Origin of the sequence: Marinobacter sp. CA1 (assembly GCF_020546665.1) — a bacterium.
Classification (GTDB): Bacteria; Pseudomonadota; Gammaproteobacteria; order Pseudomonadales; family Oleiphilaceae; genus Marinobacter; species Marinobacter xestospongiae.
This window is the reverse complement of sequence record NZ_CP071785.1, coordinates 882,577-898,945: the sequence shown is the minus strand read 5'-3', so window position 1 is coordinate 898,945 and position 16,369 is coordinate 882,577. Positions and strand designations below refer to the sequence as shown.

Here is a 16,369-nt window from a genome sequence, read left to right as displayed (position 1 = left end):
CCAGCACTGGCGGTGTGACGTAAACCGGGGGTAACCAAACCCCGACACCGCCAGGACCCAACCATGCGCAACCTGATTCTGATCCTCGGCGATCAGCTCAGCCACGGCCTGTCCGCCCTCTGCGACGGCGACCCCACCCGGGACCGGGTGGTGATGGCCGAAGTCCACCAGGAGGCCAGCTACACCAACCACCACCGCAAGAAACTGATCCTGCTGTTCAGCGCCATGCGCCACTTTGCCGACGAGCTTCGCCAGGCCGGCTGGCAGGTCGACTACCAGCCCTACCACCCCGACAACCAGCACCAGACCCTGGAGGAGGTTGTCGCCGCCAGGGTCACCGAGCATGCGCCTGAGCGCCTGATCACCACCGAATGCGGCGAATGGCGACTCGATCAGGCCATCCGCCAGTGGCACCAGCGCCTCAAGGTGGCGGTGGAAATCCGGCCTGACACCCGCTTCTTTGCCAGCCAGCAGACGTTCGCCCGCTGGGCCGAGGGCCGCAAACAGTTACGGATGGAGTATTTCTACCGGGAAATGCGGCGCCACACCGGTCTGCTGATGACCGCCGACGGCGGGCCCGAAGGCGGCCAGTGGAATTACGACAGTGACAATCGCAAGAAATGGACCGGCAAGCCCCCCGCGCCGGCGCCCTTCCGGGTGGAGCCGGACACCATCACCCGTGAGGTGATCGATCTGGTGGAGACCCACTTCTCCGGCCACTTTGGCAGCAGTGACAACTTTCACTTCGCGGTCACCCGCGATCAGGCCCGGGAGGCGCTGGCACATTTCATCGACTTCGCGCTGCCATGTTTCGGCGATTACCAGGACGCCATGTCGGACCAGGAGGACTGGCTGTTCCACTCGGTGCTGTCGCCCTACATCAACTGCGGCCTGCTTACCCCTCAGGAGGTGTGCGACGCCGCCTGCCAGGCCTATCAGCGCGGCCAGGTGCCACTCAATGCCGCCGAAGGGTTTGTGCGCCAGATTCTCGGCTGGCGGGAGTTTGTCCGTGGCCTTTACTGGCTCACCATGCCGGATTATGCGCAACTCAACAGGCTCGGCAACCAGCGCCCACTGCCCTGGTTCTACTGGACCGGGGACACCCGCATGCGCTGCCTGCACCGGGCCATCGACGCCACCCGCCGTAACGGCTATGCCCACCATATCCAGCGCCTGATGGTCACCGGCAACTTTGCCCTGCTCAGCGGCATTGCGCCGGCGGACATCTGCGACTGGTACCTGGCGGTCTACGTGGATGCCTATGACTGGGTGGAACTGCCCAACACCCTGGGTATGGTGATGCACGCCGATGGCGGCTACCTGGGCTCCAAGCCCTACGCGGCCAGCGGCAAGTACATTCAGCGAATGTCAGACCACTGCCAGCAGTGCCACTACCGGGTGGCCGACAGCACCAGCGACCGGGCTTGTCCGTTCAATGCCCTGTACTGGCACTTCCTCGACCGTCACCGTGACCAGTTTGCCGGCAATCCACGCATGACGATGATGTACCGCAACTGGGACCGGCAAAAGCCGGAACGGCGCCAGGCGATACTGGCCCGGGGTGACTGGCTGCTGGACCACCTGGAACAGCTTTGATCGCGTGCGGTCAGGCGCGCCTGACACATTACCGTGGCTTGTTGCCGGTACGGACCTCCACCACCAGACCGTCCCGAAGAATCACGATCCGGCGGAAGCGATGCTTGCCAAAGCCATAGAGCCATTCCTTCACCGGCATGATCGAAATCCCCGGCACCGGATCGGCCAGGCTGGACAGATCAAACGGCTGCCAGAACAACCGCTCCGAGACCGGCTCGCCACAGCGGCTTACCAGCTCAAATTCACTCAGCCCTTCCCTGAGGGCACGGCTATCACAGCGGGCGCGGGGATCGGGGTAAAAACCGTAGCCCAGGGTTCTAACCCGTTGCAGGCTGCCATTGCGAAACTCCAGACGACGGATCAGACGCTGGGGGCCAGGATTGTAATACCAGTGTTCCACCGTCTGGGTGACCCCCAGCCCTGGCACCGCCCGGGTGGGATAAACCGCGACATAGTCCGGCTCACCACAGCGGTCCCGCACCTCCACCGGCCAGTCCCCCAGATCCACCAGCGAGGTACCACAGCGAATGGCGGCGTGGGCCAGGGCAGGCCCCATCAGCAGACAGGTCAGCACCAAGGTCATCCACTTCTTCGGATCAGGGCGTGGGGTCATCATGTCAGGGCGGCCCCACCTCGCACGCCAGCACCAGGGCCCAGAACTCGGAGAAGTCGTTCACCACCACATCCGGTTTGTGAGGGTGCTGGTGGGTACCGGGGAAGATTTTGTTGAGCCAGGGCAGATCCCACTGGGCGCCGTTGAAGAACACTCCGGTCATCCCTGCCCGCTTGGCAGCGATGATGTCAGTGGTACTGTCCCCCACGTACCAGACACAGGGGTCGGCCGGGTACTCCAGATTGGCCGCAGCCAGTTGCAGTTGGTCGGGGTGGGGCTTGCGCAATGGCGTGTCGTCGCCACACACGGTGGTGTCGAACAGATGCACCCAGCCATGCCCCTCCACCGCAGCCAGTTCCTGCTCAAAGAACTCCCGGTCCCGGTTGGTGATCAGCCCCACCTGAATGCCATGGCGACGCAGGGCCGCCAGCATGTCGCTGACCTTGGGCTCAAACGGCGTCACCGTGCCGAAGTGATTGCGGTAGTGGCGATTGAACGCCTGATGGGCAATCTGCTTGGCCTCCTGATCTTCACCAAACAGCACCTCGAATATGTCGGTGCGGGAGATCTTCCGGTCAGCCTTGACCTTGGGGTGCAAGGCCGCGAATTCCCGCACGTACGCCACCAGGCGGGCATCCTCCGGGGTTTTGCTGTCCTCCGGCGCAACCATCCGGTTCATCAGGGCCAGCGCATGGAACTCCGGCAGCATGTCATCCACGGCGTGGTACATGGCATCGAGGGTGTCCACCAGGGTGGCATGCCAATCGAACAGGATCACCGACGGCCGAATCAGTTTCGCCACCGCCGGGTGCCAGTCGGCTTCAATGCGCGGCTCCGGTGGCGTCGGCGGCGGGTGGGCGGGGGGCCGTAAACGCGCCACCGAGCCATTGAGCGCCCCCGGATGGCCACGCTCAAGCAGCGCCAGGCCGTCCATCAGGTCTTCAAAGCTGTCGAGGATGGCGTGGGGGGTGTCGCGGTAGCTGAACCAGCTTTCAATGCGATCCTGATCCCAGCAGGCGCCGTTGTAGAACACCCGGGTCACCCCGGCGCGGGCTGCGGTAATCATGTCGACGTAACTGTCACCGATGTACCAGGCGTGCTGATCGGCCGCCAGACCGAGATTGTCCAAGGCCCTGAGCATGACTTCCGGATCGGGTTTGTAGTGGGTAACGTCATCGGCGCACACCGTGGTGTCAAACAGGCCCTGCCAGCGCCCGTCGTCGACGGTCGCAATCTCGGTATCGAGAAACTCACGGTTGCGGTTGGTGGCTACCGCAAGCCGGATACCCAGTTCCTTGCAGGCCACCAGATACTCGTACACGCCGGACTGAAAGGGCTTCACCTGACCGAAGTACTTGCGGTAGCACTGGTTGTAGGCGTCGTGGGCAATCAGCCGGGCGTCCCGGTCGTCACCGAAAATGGCATTGAAGATGTCGGTCCGGGACACTCGCCGCTCAGCCAGGATGCGTGGGTGCAATCGGCGGTAGACCCGAATGTAACGCACCAGACGGGCATCCTCCGCGGTCATGCACTTGGATTCCGGCAACAGCCGTTCCACCAGCCCCAGCTCCTCCAGTTGGGGCAGCATGTCCTCCATCGCGCTGAACATGGCATCGCTGGTATCCACCAGGGTGCCATGCCAGTCGAACATCAACACTGCCGGCACCGGCAGCGAATCGGAAAATCGGGCCATGTTCCACGTCTCTCCTGTTTCCGCTGAGCATCGCCCGGCCAGTCCCCTGCCCCACCACCTCAAGGGAGGCCCAAACCAGCCCGTTACGGTTTGAGCCAATCCAGCAGGCAGCACCAGCCGTACTGTCAGTAAAACCCAAGAGTCGGCAATGCACAAAAAATCCCAACTTCCCGAAAAACAGTGTCCGGTTTGTCGGCGTCCGTTTCGCTGGCGCCGCAAGTGGGCCCGCGACTGGCCGCAGGTACGTTACTGCAGTGAGCGCTGCCGTCGGGCCAGAAGGTCGATACAATGACGACGGTGGTGTGGTTCAAGCGGGACCTGCGACTGGACGATCACGGTCCGCTGTCGGCCGCCGCCGCGCTGGCGCAGCCGGTGATCGCCCTGTACGTGGTGGAGCCCGGGTACTGGCAACTGGACGACACCAGCGAACGGCACTGGCGCTTTATTGCAGAGAGCTTGCGGGAGCTGGACCATCAGCTTCGCCAGCGCGGCAACCGCCTGTACCTCCACTATGGAAGCGTCCCCGATGCGCTGGCAGACCTGCATCGGCGGTGCGGCATCCAGCGCCTGTTCTGCCACCAGGAAACCGGCGGCCGCTGGACGTTTGAGCGGGACATCGCCGTGGCCGGCTGGTGTCAGAGTCACGGTGTGACCCTGTCGGAGTGGCATCAGTTCGGCGTGGTGCGCCGTCTGGCCAATCGGGATGACTGGGATCACCACTGGCGCCAGCGCATGATGGCAGATTGCCTGTCCCCTCCGCCCAGCCTGCCGGCACCGCCATCCACCCTGCCCGAAAGCCGCTGGCGTGAACCGACCTGCCGCTGGAATACGCCCTGCCCGGAGCGACAGCCCGGTGGCAGCCATCACGGGCAACGGTTGCTCGACAGTTTCCTGAGCCAGCGCTGCCTTGGGTACCAGTACCGGATCTCCAGCCCCAATACGGCCGTCAGCAGTTGTTCCCGGCTCAGTCCGCACCTGGCGTACGGCACCGTCAGTCTGCGGCGGCTTTACCAGCAATCGAAACAGGCAGGCGACGCCGGTGTGGCGTTGCCACGAAAGCAGCGCAGCCTGACCCGTTTTCGGTCACGGCTGCATTGGCACTGCCACTTTATCCAGAAACTGGAAGACGAGCCGGAGCTGGAGTTCCGGGCAGTACACCGGGATCTGGAACACCTGAAATCCGCGCCCGATGACCCGGAGCGGTTACAGCGCTGGCAACAGGGCATGACCGGCTGGCCGCTGGTGGATGCCACCATGCGGGCGCTGGCCCATACCGGCTGGATCAATTTCCGGCTGCGCGCGATGGTGATGGCGGTGGCCAGTTATCAGCTGTGGTTGCACTGGCGCCAGCCCGCCCTCCACCTGGCGCGGCTGTTCACCGATTTTGAACCCGGTATCCACTACCCACAGGTGCAGATGCAAGGAGGCCTGACCGGCATCAACGCCTTGCGGATCTACGATCCGGTACGCCAAAGCAAGCAGCTGGACCCACACGGTCAGTTCCTGCGGCAATGGTTACCGGAACTGTCGGGGTTACCGGATGATCTGATCCACACCCCCTGGCTGCTGAGTCACAACCAACAGCAACGCTATGGCAGCCAGGCTTACCCGAAGCCCATCTGCGACCACCAGCTTGCCGCCCGCCAGGCGCGCCAGGCCATTGGCCAATTCCGTCAGCAACGGCTGACCAATGATGAGACTCGACGCGTGCTGAGCCGACATGGCAGCCGCAAGGGACCGAAACAGTCACGCCCTCGCCCGCTGATCAAAGACCGCCAGCCGCCAGCAATGGCACAGCAGTTGTCGTTATTCGATGACTGATCATCGTTTTAGGCTTGGGAACCATCGAGGGTGTGGAGAAAGCGAGTGTGTTGAGAAAGCGAGTGTGTTGAGAAAGCGAAAGTGTAGAAGAGGCGGGGCAGGAACAGATAAAAGGGGTAGGGGTAGGAGCAGAAGAAAGGCGTAGGTTCGGAGAGGCGACCCGGGCACCAGAGGTGGTCCGGGTCGCAAGATCAGACCAGCCTCAGCGACGGATCACAGACAGGGTGTAGATGCCCCGGCTGTCGTCGTAGCTGCTGGCGGTGATGTGGTAGTCACCCGGCGCCAGACGCGTGGTGATCTGGGCGTTGTAGTTGCTGCCACCATCGTCGTCTTCAGTGGAGAAACCGTTGGGGCCTTCCAGGGTCAGCAGTGAGTCCAACGTGTCAGAACGCATGTCGATCTGGTACAGGCCTTCCTCTTCCACAGTGAAGGTGAAGATGTCCGGACCGGAACGCATCCAGCCAGTCACTTCGGTCGGAACGTCAATCGGACCACCGGTCATTTCCGTCAGGTCCACATCCATCTTGGAGACAGACAGATCGTACAGGCCCGGCGTGGCGTCGTAGGACGTTGCGGTCAAGGTGTATTCGCCCGGTTCCAGAATATCCCCAAGGCGGGCGTTGTAGCCTTCACCGCCATCGTCATCCTGGGACTCGTAGCCACCGGGGCCTTCCAGGATCAGCATGGCGTCGACAACGTCCGACGTCATGTCGATCTGGTAACCGCCGGCTTCGGTGATGGTCAGGGTGTAGCTGTTACCACCGTCGGTCATCCAGTCGCTGATGCTGTCTTCCGGCACCAGACTAGACACCTGGTTCAGCTCCAGGGTGCGGGAGTTCAGGCTGAAGGGACCGTAGGTGTTGGCGTCAGCACCGCTTACCACCAGAGTGTACTGGCCGGCATCTTCCACTTTGAAATACAGCGGCGAGGCATTGGCCATCAGCTCATTCTGGCTGTTGTAGAGCGCCAGGGAACCAACCACGCTGCCGTCCAGCTCGATTTCCACCAGCTCATCGGCGTCCAGGTTCAGGTTGAACTGGGCATAACGGCTACCGTCCTTGAGGTTGAGGCCGCTCTGGGTGGTCAGCTCGCCACGGGCGCGCTCACCCACCACCAGTTTGCCCGGTGCACTCACTGCAGCCTGGGTACCTACACCACCGGCAGAGGGGCCCTGCAGAGCCTGACAACCAGCCAGCAGCGTCACCGCCACGCCACCAAGAACCAGGGAAGAAACATTCTTTTTCATCACAAAACCTTTATCGTCCTGAGGTTTAACAACAGCCGGATACCGGGGCATCCGTTCCACACGCGCAGCCGTACCGCGCCGGATGCCCACACCGCCAGCCACACGGCGGCACTGTCGGGAGCACCCGCTTGCCGGCAATATCATAACGTTAAACCGGGCGGGACGGAGAATGTTTGTTGAAATTACCAGGGGAGAGTAAACAGAGAAACCTGGCGTACCTGAACGCCTCCCAGAGAAGACCGCTCAGGTACGCCAGAGGTGCTGGCAGGACCTATTCAACACACTGGCTGATGTGCACGTAACCGGTTCCCGGTACGTAGGGCGCCAGTTCGTCGGGCTCCTCCGCGCTCTCGGCGCCCCAAAGGAAGGCAACCACCTGCTGGCAGATGGCGGTTTCGGTCTCGAATTCCAGCCGCGCCTCAATGGTGCCATCAGACTGCATGTCGATCAGCTGGACACTGGGCCGGTCCTGGTCACCACTGTATTCAAAAAACCAGGTGTAAAAGTTCACCGACGGATTGATACTGCTGGTAAACCGGCGTTCCACTAGGCGTTCCTGAGCGTCATAGATGAGGTCCGTGGAGCTGGTCAGGTCGGAGTTGAGGCCACTGCGGGCAAAGGCATCCGGTTTGCCGAATCCGGTCCAGGTGATGTCGGTCCGCACATCGCTGCGGGAATCCTCACTGGCAACCGGCAGGGGATCGCTGCCATCGTAGAAAAAGGTAATGGTACTTTCCGGGTCCGGCTCGTTGGGCAGGTACTCCTCGACCTTCACCAGGCGGCTACCGTTATGCTCCAGATGCTGCTGGGTGGCGAACTGCAGAGCGCCAGCAGCACTGTAGATCATCTGGGTGCTGGTGTTGAGCCAGCCATCGTCGTTCCAGTCGTAGGTCGTGTCGATGTAACGACCGTCGGCCTGGGTCTGGCGAATGCTCTCAAGCCTACCATCGGTGCCGTAGCTGTACTCAAGTACCGAGTTGGCATCGTCATCGCTGGACAGGGAAAACGAGACGAAATCCGCATCTTCCTCACCGTCGTCGGTGTAGGTGTATTGTTCCCGGACCAGACGCCCCTCGGTGTCGTAACTGAACTGGCGTACGCCTTCAAACACGCCATTGTTATCCAGGTCATAACGCACCGTGGCAATACGCTCGCTGGCGATGCCGGGCTCGCCGTCGCCCGGGTCGCCACCGCCATCGCCACCACCGTCACCCGGGGTGTCGTCCCCGGGAGGGTCATCGCCACCGGAAGAACCACCGCCGCCACAACCCACTGCCAGCGTTGCCGCCAGCACAATCCAAAGCCACCGGGACAGACTTGTCATTGCACCCTCCTGAGGTCACCGAAGGCGAACGTACGCCTCCGACGATTACCGCGTCCGATGTCTCAAGAGTAGACAGGTATCAACGGGTCAGCCACTTTTGGCCAGGCAACCTCAACCAGTCACTCAGACAGTATGGAAGATGCCGTTACTGACTCCGCAGTTGCTGGATACGGTCCAGATAGGCCATCTGATGCTCCAGGGGCAAGGCCGACAACATCGGCAACACCATGGCAATGCCCGGCTCCAGCCCTTCCCGGGTTGCCGCCAGGATGGCTTCCGCCACTTCCGGAGGCTGCCCCTCAGCAGCGGTTCTGGCAGCCGCCAGGGCCTGTTCCAGGCCAGCCAGGGTCTGCGCCACTGCCACGTCATTGCCAGCAGCATCGTCCGTACCTTCACCTTTGTCAGTGTCGACATCGACGCCCGGCGCGTCCCACTCTTCAGTGGCAACCGCATCCTTGCAGTCAACCACACCGTCGCAGTTACCCGTATCCCCATCGTCGCCAGCATCTCGACCAGCAGGGGTCAGCCATTGCACCAGGGCCGTGACAGCATCTGCTGACAGCGCCGTTTCAACAGCGGGAGGCAAATCGCCCTGAACCCCCGGGTGCGGTGTCTCCGACGACAGCGCCAGATGCTCAGCCAGCGCCTCCAAAAGGCGCGGCAGGGTCAGTTGCCAGGACCCGGGGCAGCCCCGGTTCAGGGCCGTCAGTACCGCATTGGCCAGTGCCCCGCCCTGACCGGACAACCAGCGTTCTCCATCGCGAGCCACCGCCAGGGCACTGGCACTCAGCAGCATTTCTACCCCGTCATCGACCGGTTCACCCTGTATCAGGGCACGGACCAGTCCGGTCCCCCAGTCCTCGCAATCCAGTGGCGGCAGACGTTCGGCCAAGTGCTCCGGATCAGAGCTGGAAGCCTGCACCAGTTCCAGGGGAGCCAGCGGCGTACCAGCCGCGCCTGACAGGGCCAGCGCCAGTAGCCGGGCCAGACAAGTGGCGTCCGCTGTCGGGACCCGCAGCAGGTCGGCGAGTAACACCCAGTCCTCGGAGCCTGGGCCGTCACCAGCCCGGGCCAGTTGCAACAGCAGGGCCTGGTGGAAGCCCTCCGGGTAGTCATGGTGATAGCCCAGTTGTCGGGCAGCGGCACAGGCCAATGCCGGGAGGCCGTCCTGCTGACCACGCCAGGCCCGGTAGAATGGCGACGGCTGGCTGCGGGAACCCAGCAGCGCCTGTGCCAGGGTGTCACTCATGGCGTGGCGCCCAAGAGCCGACGAGCCCTCGTCGGCCAGGGCCCGGGCCAGACACTCGGCCAGTTCAGACCGGGTCTCAAGCACCGTCACCACCGAATCGTGATGCTCCAGCAGCAATCGCACCAGCCAGGAGGCAACCCTATCACCCTCTCCGGCCTCCAGGTGGTCAGTCGCCAGTAGCAGCAGGCACTCTGCCTGCGCCGGTGCCAGCCCTTCGGAGCCGGAACGACCGCTGGCCTGCAGTTGCCGTGTCGCCAGCGTGATCCGCCCGGCACTCGTCAGCGCATCACCGGTCAGTAACCGTTTGAGTAATCCGGCCGGAAAACAGCGGTCCTCCGCAAGGTCCAGTAACACCTCGGCCAACTCTGGATGCCATAGTTCCTCCGCCAGCAACGGCCACAGGGTGTCCGCCTCGCGCCAGTGCTGTCGCAGCAGGTTCGCCACCAGTGCCTGATCACGACACTGGCGAGCTTCACTGACCAATTGCGCGATGACCTCGGCCCTGGCGCCAGGCGCCAGCAAGGCGGTCACCAGCTCCTGCCTTAGCGCGGGCTCCCGGGACTGGGCCAGCCGGGACAGCAGCGCCTGGTTCAACGTGTCAGGCCAGTGCCGGGGCCGGATCACCAGTCGCCGACACCACAGCGCCACCAGCGCAGGGTCTGCGTCGGCCAGCACTGATGCCAGCCTTTCCAGGTCATGGTCCGCCAACCAGCAGCCTGCCGCCGCGGTGAGCGGGTCGTCATGTGCCGATGCCATCTGTGCAATCACTGGCGAGTGGCCCAGGGTCAAGGCAGCCATCAGCCGCAGCCGGCGATCATCACTGGCAAGAAATCCGTCGATATCGTCCAGCAACGCCGAAAGCGACGAATCAACAGCCACCCCGCTGGCCCGACAGCGGGCAATCACCGCCGCCAGAGTGAGGCGCTGACGCGCAGACAGGGGGTGATAAGGCAACACCTCGCAGCTGCGAAGCAACGGTTCCGTGATCTCGGGAGGCCAGGGCAACGCAGGCTGGCCCCAGAGCACCAGCAATGGCTCGGCAAAGACATCCAGGGTTTCCAGGTCCATCGCCGTGGCATCACCCAGTTCGTGGAGGCACTGCCACAACCAGTCCTGTCCGAACTTGCGCACGAACGACGCCGACGCAACCTTGAACACGGCACGGCGGGCATAGTGGCTCAGCAGCGGAATACGGGCATCGCGAACCATCAGCAGCAGGGTTTCATAGTCGCACTGAAGATCCGGCTGGGGCGTTAGTTCCAACGCCTCTCGAGTGTCGTCGTCAAACGGCATCAGTGGCACCAGGGTATTGGCGAGCTCCACCTCGTGGCTGCCCAACAACCACTGGTCGATCCAGGCCATTGTCCGCAGCTGCCGCTCCAGCAATGCCTGATGTGGCAGGTAGCAACGCTGGTAATCCTCTTGCTGGGCCGGCGTCAGCGCCCGTACCCGATCCGCAAGACTGAGCCGGTCCACGCCCGCGGCCTTCAGCATCCGGGCCACACCAAAGTGCTCCCGGGATACGGTCCCGGCGCCACAATGGCGGCAGAAATTCGCTTCCGGGGTCCATTCACAGCACCAGGCACACCTTACTTCCGGGCGCACCACACCACCGCACGCCTGGCACAGCATGCCAGCCTGCCAGCCCGGACTCTGGGTTGTGCCACACTGGCCACAATCCACTCGCATTGCCTTTCCCTCCTATGCCGGCGCCATTATCCAGACGTCACTTGCGGTTCACGATGCCAGACCATGGTCAGTTCCGGCGCGCCGGTGTGGGCATCGGGAGCCTCGCCGGTGACGGTGAATCCCTGGCGCCGGTAGAACGACACAGCGTTCGCGTTGGCGCTGTAGACCGTCAGCTCCAGGGTTGGCCGCTGCTCCCGGGCCATCGCAAGCAGCGACTGGCCGATGCCCTGCCCCTGGGCCTCCGGCGCCACAAACAACGCTGCCAGGGTGTCGCCATTGAGACTGAGAAAACCGCCGACGACGTTGTTGTCGTGACACCAGACCCAGGTTTCCGAGGCCGGCAGGTACTGCTCACGCATGGCCTCCACCTGGGCCTGCCAGAACGCCGGTTCAATGAAGTCATGGGCCTGGATGGATGCCGCCAGCCAGATATCCAGCACCGCCATCATGTCTTGTTCGCGAAATGGTCGTATCATGTTCGATTCTTTACCGTGTTGTGGATCGAGGAGACCTGTTTGTCCCCACGCTGTTTTTCCCGATACCGTTTTTCCCGATACTGCTCTTTACCCAATGCAGGCTATGTTCTGTGCGCGACCCTCGGCCTGGGGGTGATGCAGCCGGCCCAGTCCGACGTCGTCAACCTGTCCTGGGACAACGATCTGCTGACCGGCAGCGACCGCGGCTACACCAACGGTCTACGGCTTTCCTACCTCACCGACCGGGCCGAGGCGCCAGAAGGCCAGCGCAGCACACTGGCCCGATCACTGCGAGATCGTCTCCAATGGCTGCCCGGCATCGGTGCAGCCGGCACACAGCATGCACTGGCGACCAGTCTTCGCCAGATGATGCTGACGCCAGAGAACATTGCCACCAGCGAGCCCCAGTACGATGACCTGCCCTACGCCGGTTTTCTGGGGCTGGAAACCACCCTGTGGAGCTGGAATCGGGAACGCATCACCGGCTACGGCATCGGTGCGGGGGTCGTGGGCCCGGGCAGTGGCGCAGAGCAGGCCCAGAAGTGGGTACACAAGATCACCGGCAGTACCCAGCCCCGGGGCTGGGACAACCAGCTCGGCAGCAACCTGCTGGTGGGCATTCACGCCTACCATGGACGCACCCTGTTCCGCAGCGGTGGCCAGGTCGAGAACGAAATGGCCTGGGTTGTGGGTACCGAGCTGTCCGGCTTCCGCACCAATGGCACCGCCGCGCTGATCTGGCGGATGGGCCGGCACTTGCCGGTAAACTTCATTCCCGATTACTCCGGTGCCTCCCCCAGCATCGGCCTGCCTGGCGCCCTGGATATGGCGGGCTCAGGCTGGTCCGCGTTTATCGGAATCGGTGTGGAGTATGTGCCTTATTCCTACCTGGACCACGAGGATGGCCCCTACGACCTGGAACAGGCCCCCTGGGTCGGGCAGGCCGGGGTCGGCGTCGACTGGCACAGCCCCGGCTTTCAGATTTCGCTGATCGTGCGGGCCAACACCGGCGAGGAGGACACCCACAAGGAGGCGTTCTCCTACGGCAGTGTGGCGGTCACCTGGCGGCTGTAGAGCACGTCCGTGGCCAGAGAGCCCGCGACTACTCGTCGGTGCTCTGGCGACGCTTCTTGTAGGACTCCGCCAGGGCCCGTACTTTGGGCAGGAAGTCCCGCATCAACTGCTGGGAGACCTGCATGCTCTCACCAACCACCTGGGGCATTTTGGCCACCACGGACTGTCCGGTCTCGCTGCTGTAAAACGCCAGCATGTCCTGAAGCTCCTGCTCGGTGTAGTGGCGCAGGTAGATGTCGACCATGGGCTCCTTCATCCGTTCCCAGGTCATTTCCTTGCGCTTGAGCGCCATGAAGTCAGACATGAACTCGTTAAACAGCGCCTGCTCCGAGGGCGGCACCCCCATCTGCTGGCCCAGTTGCGGCGCCATCTGATCCAGCTGCGCATCGATACCATCCATCATCGCCGGCATGTCCATCAGATCCAGCAGTCTCTCCACGGTCTCCCGTTGACCATCGGTATCGGCAAAGGCGGCTCCGGACAGGCTGATCGACAGGGCGAGGGCGGTGGCGCGAAGGGTGTTCATAACCAGTCTCCTTGGTTGCTTTCCTGGGGGGGCACTGAGTTCACTCAGAATCAAAGGGCGACACTGTGCCCCGGCCCCCCTGAAAACGCAAGCGAGCGCCCGGCGAGCCTGACCGGACCGCTCTGCGGATGTCCCGAGCGGTTACTTTGTTCTTGTGTCCTGTCCCGGTGGCAGCACCGTCCACTCAGGGTCCTCGAACTCTCCCAGCCGGTGAATCTCCACAAAAGACGCAACGCTGGCGAGGATCGCCGCCACGTCCGTGTCCTTTTTTGCCGACATGGCATCCCGGTCCGCCTTGCTGTCCCAGTAGGCGATGGCGATCAGCACCTGGGGGTCACCGATCTTGCGATGCAGTTCCGTTCCCCGGGCACCCGGTGCCTGCTGGATGATGCGCGACGCCCGCACCCAAGCGTCGGCGTACTCTTCTGCGGTATGGCCTTCGGCCACGCGGATTTCGAACAGGTACTTCATCTCACGCTCAGTTCAGCTGCGATCCCACACCGGTACACCCAACCGCTGGCCAAGTAAAGTGACATCCTTTACCACCGAGGCACGACTGCCGTGGTCGATCACATTGATCCGGCGCCCTCCCGCCAGAACCAGATTGAGTTCGAAGCTGTAATAGGAAGCGCCATCGCTGTGAACCCGTTCCTCCAGTAACTGCAGTGCCCGAATCTCCGCCAGGGCAACCACATCTTTCTGTTTGTTCAACGCCTCGGGCCCGGTCACCCTGCCTTTCCCCCGCCAGTAATAGCCCTGCGTGAGATCAAACACCCGTCGCTGGCCAGCCAGCCACCACATCACCACGCCGGCCAGAACGAACAGCAGCGGGAACAACACCGGCAACCACTGGTCGATGCGGGGCCCGGCCGCCAACTGCTCACTCACAAACAGCCCGGACAGGGCCAGACCGGCCACAATAAACACCAGACAGAACCGCCGCAGTCCGCCACTGGCCCGGAACTCCAGCCGATCCGGCGCAACGTCGTGCAGACAATGGGTACGGAAGTTGGCGCCACCGCGCTGCAGCGGTTTCCAGTCAATCGCCGACGCCGACAGGTTCTGGCGGTTTACCGGTTTCGATACCTGCCCAAGCATTGGCTCTCGGGTCAGGTGCGCGGCCACATCGGTGAGGGCAACATCGGCGGGGGAAGCCTTGGGGGGAACGGTATCCGTCATCATACATCCTGTACGGTGGAACGTTATCGGAGAACTGCCTGCAAAAGACCGCTCACAGACCCGCTGGCGGCAAAGAGATAGTCATCATGCTGGCCTCCAAGGCTTCCCGGTATTGCTTGATCTCTTCCCGGGTGGAGTTGAAATTGAACACCAGCATCTGGTCGCCATAACTGGTCGCCAGCAGGCTGTTGTGGATATCGGTATCGATAGCATTGGAGGTGAACTCCAGATGCACCCACTGGCGACCATCAATATCCAGCGTCCGGCGCTGCTGCCAGACGATGCCGGGTACCACCCGGCTGAACAGCTGGCTGAACACCCCAATCAGCTGGTCCGCGGAGGCCTGGGAAATGTCATGGGGTTTCAGGTCGTAGGCAATGGTGGTTCCACCGGTCCGGTTGCCTACGGCCCAGCGCGGAGCCCGGCGATTGGGCCACTTCGCCGCCATCACCTCCGACGACAGCACCTTGAATTCATCCGGCGCCTGAAAGGTGATGCCGGTATCGCCCACCACAAGCTCGCGGGCAGAAAGGGAGCTGGCCACAAACACCAGGCCAAGCAGCGTCAACGAATGTAAAACACGTCTCATTCTCAACCTCAGAAACCATCTCAATCTATATTTTTCTGGATCGGCTGTTTTAGCAGAACCGCGAGCCAATGGCCGGGCAAGGTCGACAGTTCGATAAATCCATGCCGGATTTTTCCGTTTATCGACAGGCACCAAAGACCCATGGCAATCACTCGGACCATTTGATGAGATAGGGGTTTTCAGCAATCGGCGATCCCTCCCAATGAACAACAACAAACTGACCATCGCGCCCGCCTGGCTGTTCCAGAGCGAGCAGGGCGACCTGCTTGAACCAACCCTGTTTCGTTTGCTGGCAGGCATTCGTGACACCGGAAAACTCACCGATGCGGCACGGCGGACCGGGATTTCCTATCGTCACGGCTGGAACCTGCTGAACCGGGCTGGGGAGGTGTTCGGACTGTCCCTGGTGAACATGCGTAAGGGCCGCGGCACGACCCTCTCCGAGCTGGGCGAAACGCTGCTTTGGGCCGAGCACCGGGTCAAGGCCCGGCTTGGTCCCCAGCTGGACAGCATGGCCGCCGAACTCAATGACCAGATCCAGCACCTGCGGGCCAATGCCGAAACGGTGTTGCGACTGCACGCCAGCCACGGCTACGCCGTTGCCCTGCTGACGGAGTTCAGCGATCAGTTGTCGGTGAACCTGCAGTACCGGAACCCGGAAGAAGCGCTGTCAGCCCTTAACCGGGGTGACTGCGACGTGGCCAGCCTGCATTTCCCCACCGATCCGGCGTTGGCACAGGACACCCTGGCCCACTATCACCACCTGCTGGCCGGACGGCCACTGCGGCTGATCCGGTTTGTCACCCGAAGCGAAGGTCTGATGATGCGGCCGGACACCACCCCACCGGTGCGCCATCTCACCGACCTGGTCAAGCGGCAACTGCGTTTCATTGGCCGAGATCACCACTCCGGCACCCGGGTGCTGTTCAATCGATTGCTGCAGCATCAGGGACTGGCCGAAGCCGACCTGAACCTGTCACCACAACAGGAGTTTACCCACACCGCCGTTGCGGCCTTCGTGGCCGCCGGTATGGCGGATGTGGGATTCGGAGTGGAGGCCGCCGCAGCCCAGTTTGGTCTGCGGTATCGGCAACTGGCCCGGGAACACTATCTGCTGGTGTGCCACCAGGACCGGCTGGAGCAACCGGGACTGACTCGGCTGCGGGCATTGATGGCATCAGAGGCCGTGGTTGCCCGTATTGGCCAGGTTCCCGGTTACCAGCCAGACCGCCCCGGCGAGGTCACCACGTTCGAGGCGCTGTTAGGTGAAAGCCCGTCTGGCTGATGCCGCGCA

At 62.8% G+C, this 16,369-nt stretch carries 15 protein-coding genes; 5 read left to right on the top strand and 10 right to left on the bottom strand.

Annotated elements, in window-relative coordinates; translation table 11 throughout:
• Positions 1-63 precede the first annotated feature (63 nt).
• Positions 64-1,596: a cryptochrome/photolyase family protein gene (locus J2887_RS04170; protein WP_227174304.1), complete on the top strand. Its 1,533-nt coding sequence runs from the start codon at positions 64-66 to the stop codon at positions 1,594-1,596.
• A 28-nt stretch (positions 1,597-1,624) separates the two neighbouring features.
• Here J2887_RS04170 and J2887_RS04165 read toward each other — a convergent pair whose 3' ends face one another.
• Together J2887_RS04165 and J2887_RS04160 are read right to left on the bottom strand one after the other, a co-directional pair.
• Entirely contained in the window at positions 1,625-2,212 is a 588-nt protein-coding gene (locus J2887_RS04165) for a DUF2845 domain-containing protein (RefSeq protein WP_227174302.1), read from the bottom strand.
• A 1-nt stretch (position 2,213) separates the two neighbouring features.
• Positions 2,214-3,902, bottom strand: coding sequence for an HAD family hydrolase (locus J2887_RS04160; RefSeq protein WP_227174300.1), 1,689 nt, complete (start codon positions 3,900-3,902; stop codon positions 2,214-2,216).
• A 148-nt stretch (positions 3,903-4,050) separates the two neighbouring features.
• Here J2887_RS04160 and J2887_RS04155 point away from each other — a divergent pair, with 148 nt between their 5' ends.
• Both J2887_RS04155 and J2887_RS04150 read left to right on the top strand, forming a co-directional pair.
• On the top strand, positions 4,051-4,194 hold the full coding sequence (locus tag J2887_RS04155; protein WP_227174298.1) for a DUF2256 domain-containing protein: 144 nt from the start codon (positions 4,051-4,053) through the stop codon (positions 4,192-4,194).
• Positions 4,191-5,723 (top strand): FAD-binding domain-containing protein, encoded by a 1,533-nt coding sequence (locus tag J2887_RS04150; RefSeq protein ID WP_227174296.1) that lies wholly within the window; start codon positions 4,191-4,193, stop codon positions 5,721-5,723. The genes J2887_RS04155 and J2887_RS04150 overlap by 4 nt, the downstream gene beginning before the upstream one ends.
• Positions 5,724-5,925: 202 nt before the next feature.
• On the opposite strand, the gene J2887_RS04145 is transcribed toward J2887_RS04150, so the two are convergent.
• From J2887_RS04145 to J2887_RS04130, 4 genes are all read right to left on the bottom strand, one after another.
• Entirely contained in the window at positions 5,926-6,969 is a 1,044-nt protein-coding gene (locus J2887_RS04145) for a pre-peptidase C-terminal domain-containing protein (RefSeq protein WP_227174294.1), read from the bottom strand.
• Positions 6,970-7,240: 271 nt separating this feature from the next.
• Positions 7,241-8,293 (bottom strand): hypothetical protein, encoded by a 1,053-nt coding sequence (locus J2887_RS04140; protein ID WP_227174292.1) that lies wholly within the window; start codon positions 8,291-8,293, stop codon positions 7,241-7,243.
• A gap of 145 nt (positions 8,294-8,438) precedes the next feature.
• On the bottom strand, positions 8,439-11,231 hold the full coding sequence (locus tag J2887_RS04135; protein ID WP_227174291.1) for a hypothetical protein: 2,793 nt from the start codon (positions 11,229-11,231) through the stop codon (positions 8,439-8,441).
• A gap of 26 nt (positions 11,232-11,257) precedes the next feature.
• Positions 11,258-11,707 carry an N-acetyltransferase gene (locus tag J2887_RS04130; RefSeq protein ID WP_227174289.1) on the bottom strand — a complete coding sequence of 150 codons (450 nt, stop codon included), beginning with the start codon at positions 11,705-11,707 and terminating at the stop codon, positions 11,258-11,260.
• A 39-nt stretch (positions 11,708-11,746) separates the two neighbouring features.
• On the opposite strand from J2887_RS04130, the gene J2887_RS04125 reads away from it, so the two are divergent.
• Positions 11,747-12,781: a lipid A deacylase LpxR family protein gene (locus J2887_RS04125; RefSeq protein WP_227174287.1), complete on the top strand. Its 1,035-nt coding sequence runs from the start codon at positions 11,747-11,749 to the stop codon at positions 12,779-12,781.
• A gap of 28 nt (positions 12,782-12,809) precedes the next feature.
• Here the strand turns inward: J2887_RS04125 and J2887_RS04120 are convergent, their stop codons facing one another.
• The 4 genes from J2887_RS04120 to J2887_RS04105 all read right to left on the bottom strand — a co-directional run bounded on the left by J2887_RS04120 (position 12,810) and on the right by J2887_RS04105 (position 15,075).
• Positions 12,810-13,307 carry a DUF2059 domain-containing protein gene (locus tag J2887_RS04120; protein ID WP_227174285.1) on the bottom strand — a complete coding sequence of 166 codons (498 nt, stop codon included), beginning with the start codon at positions 13,305-13,307 and terminating at the stop codon, positions 12,810-12,812.
• Between the two features lie 141 nt (positions 13,308-13,448).
• Positions 13,449-13,778, bottom strand: coding sequence for an antibiotic biosynthesis monooxygenase family protein (locus tag J2887_RS04115; protein ID WP_227174283.1), 330 nt, complete (start codon positions 13,776-13,778; stop codon positions 13,449-13,451).
• 12 nt (positions 13,779-13,790) lie between these two features.
• Complete coding sequence (locus tag J2887_RS04110; protein ID WP_227174281.1) at positions 13,791-14,486, bottom strand: hypothetical protein; 696 nt, start codon at positions 14,484-14,486, stop codon at positions 13,791-13,793.
• Positions 14,487-14,538: 52 nt separating this feature from the next.
• A complete protein-coding gene (locus tag J2887_RS04105; RefSeq protein ID WP_227174279.1) occupies positions 14,539-15,075 on the bottom strand; it encodes a hypothetical protein in 537 nt (178 codons plus the stop codon).
• 202 nt (positions 15,076-15,277) lie between these two features.
• On the opposite strand from J2887_RS04105, the gene J2887_RS04100 reads away from it, so the two are divergent.
• On the top strand, positions 15,278-16,360 hold the full coding sequence (locus J2887_RS04100) for a substrate-binding domain-containing protein (protein ID WP_227174278.1): 1,083 nt from the start codon (positions 15,278-15,280) through the stop codon (positions 16,358-16,360).
• The last annotated feature ends 9 nt before the right edge of the window (positions 16,361-16,369 follow it).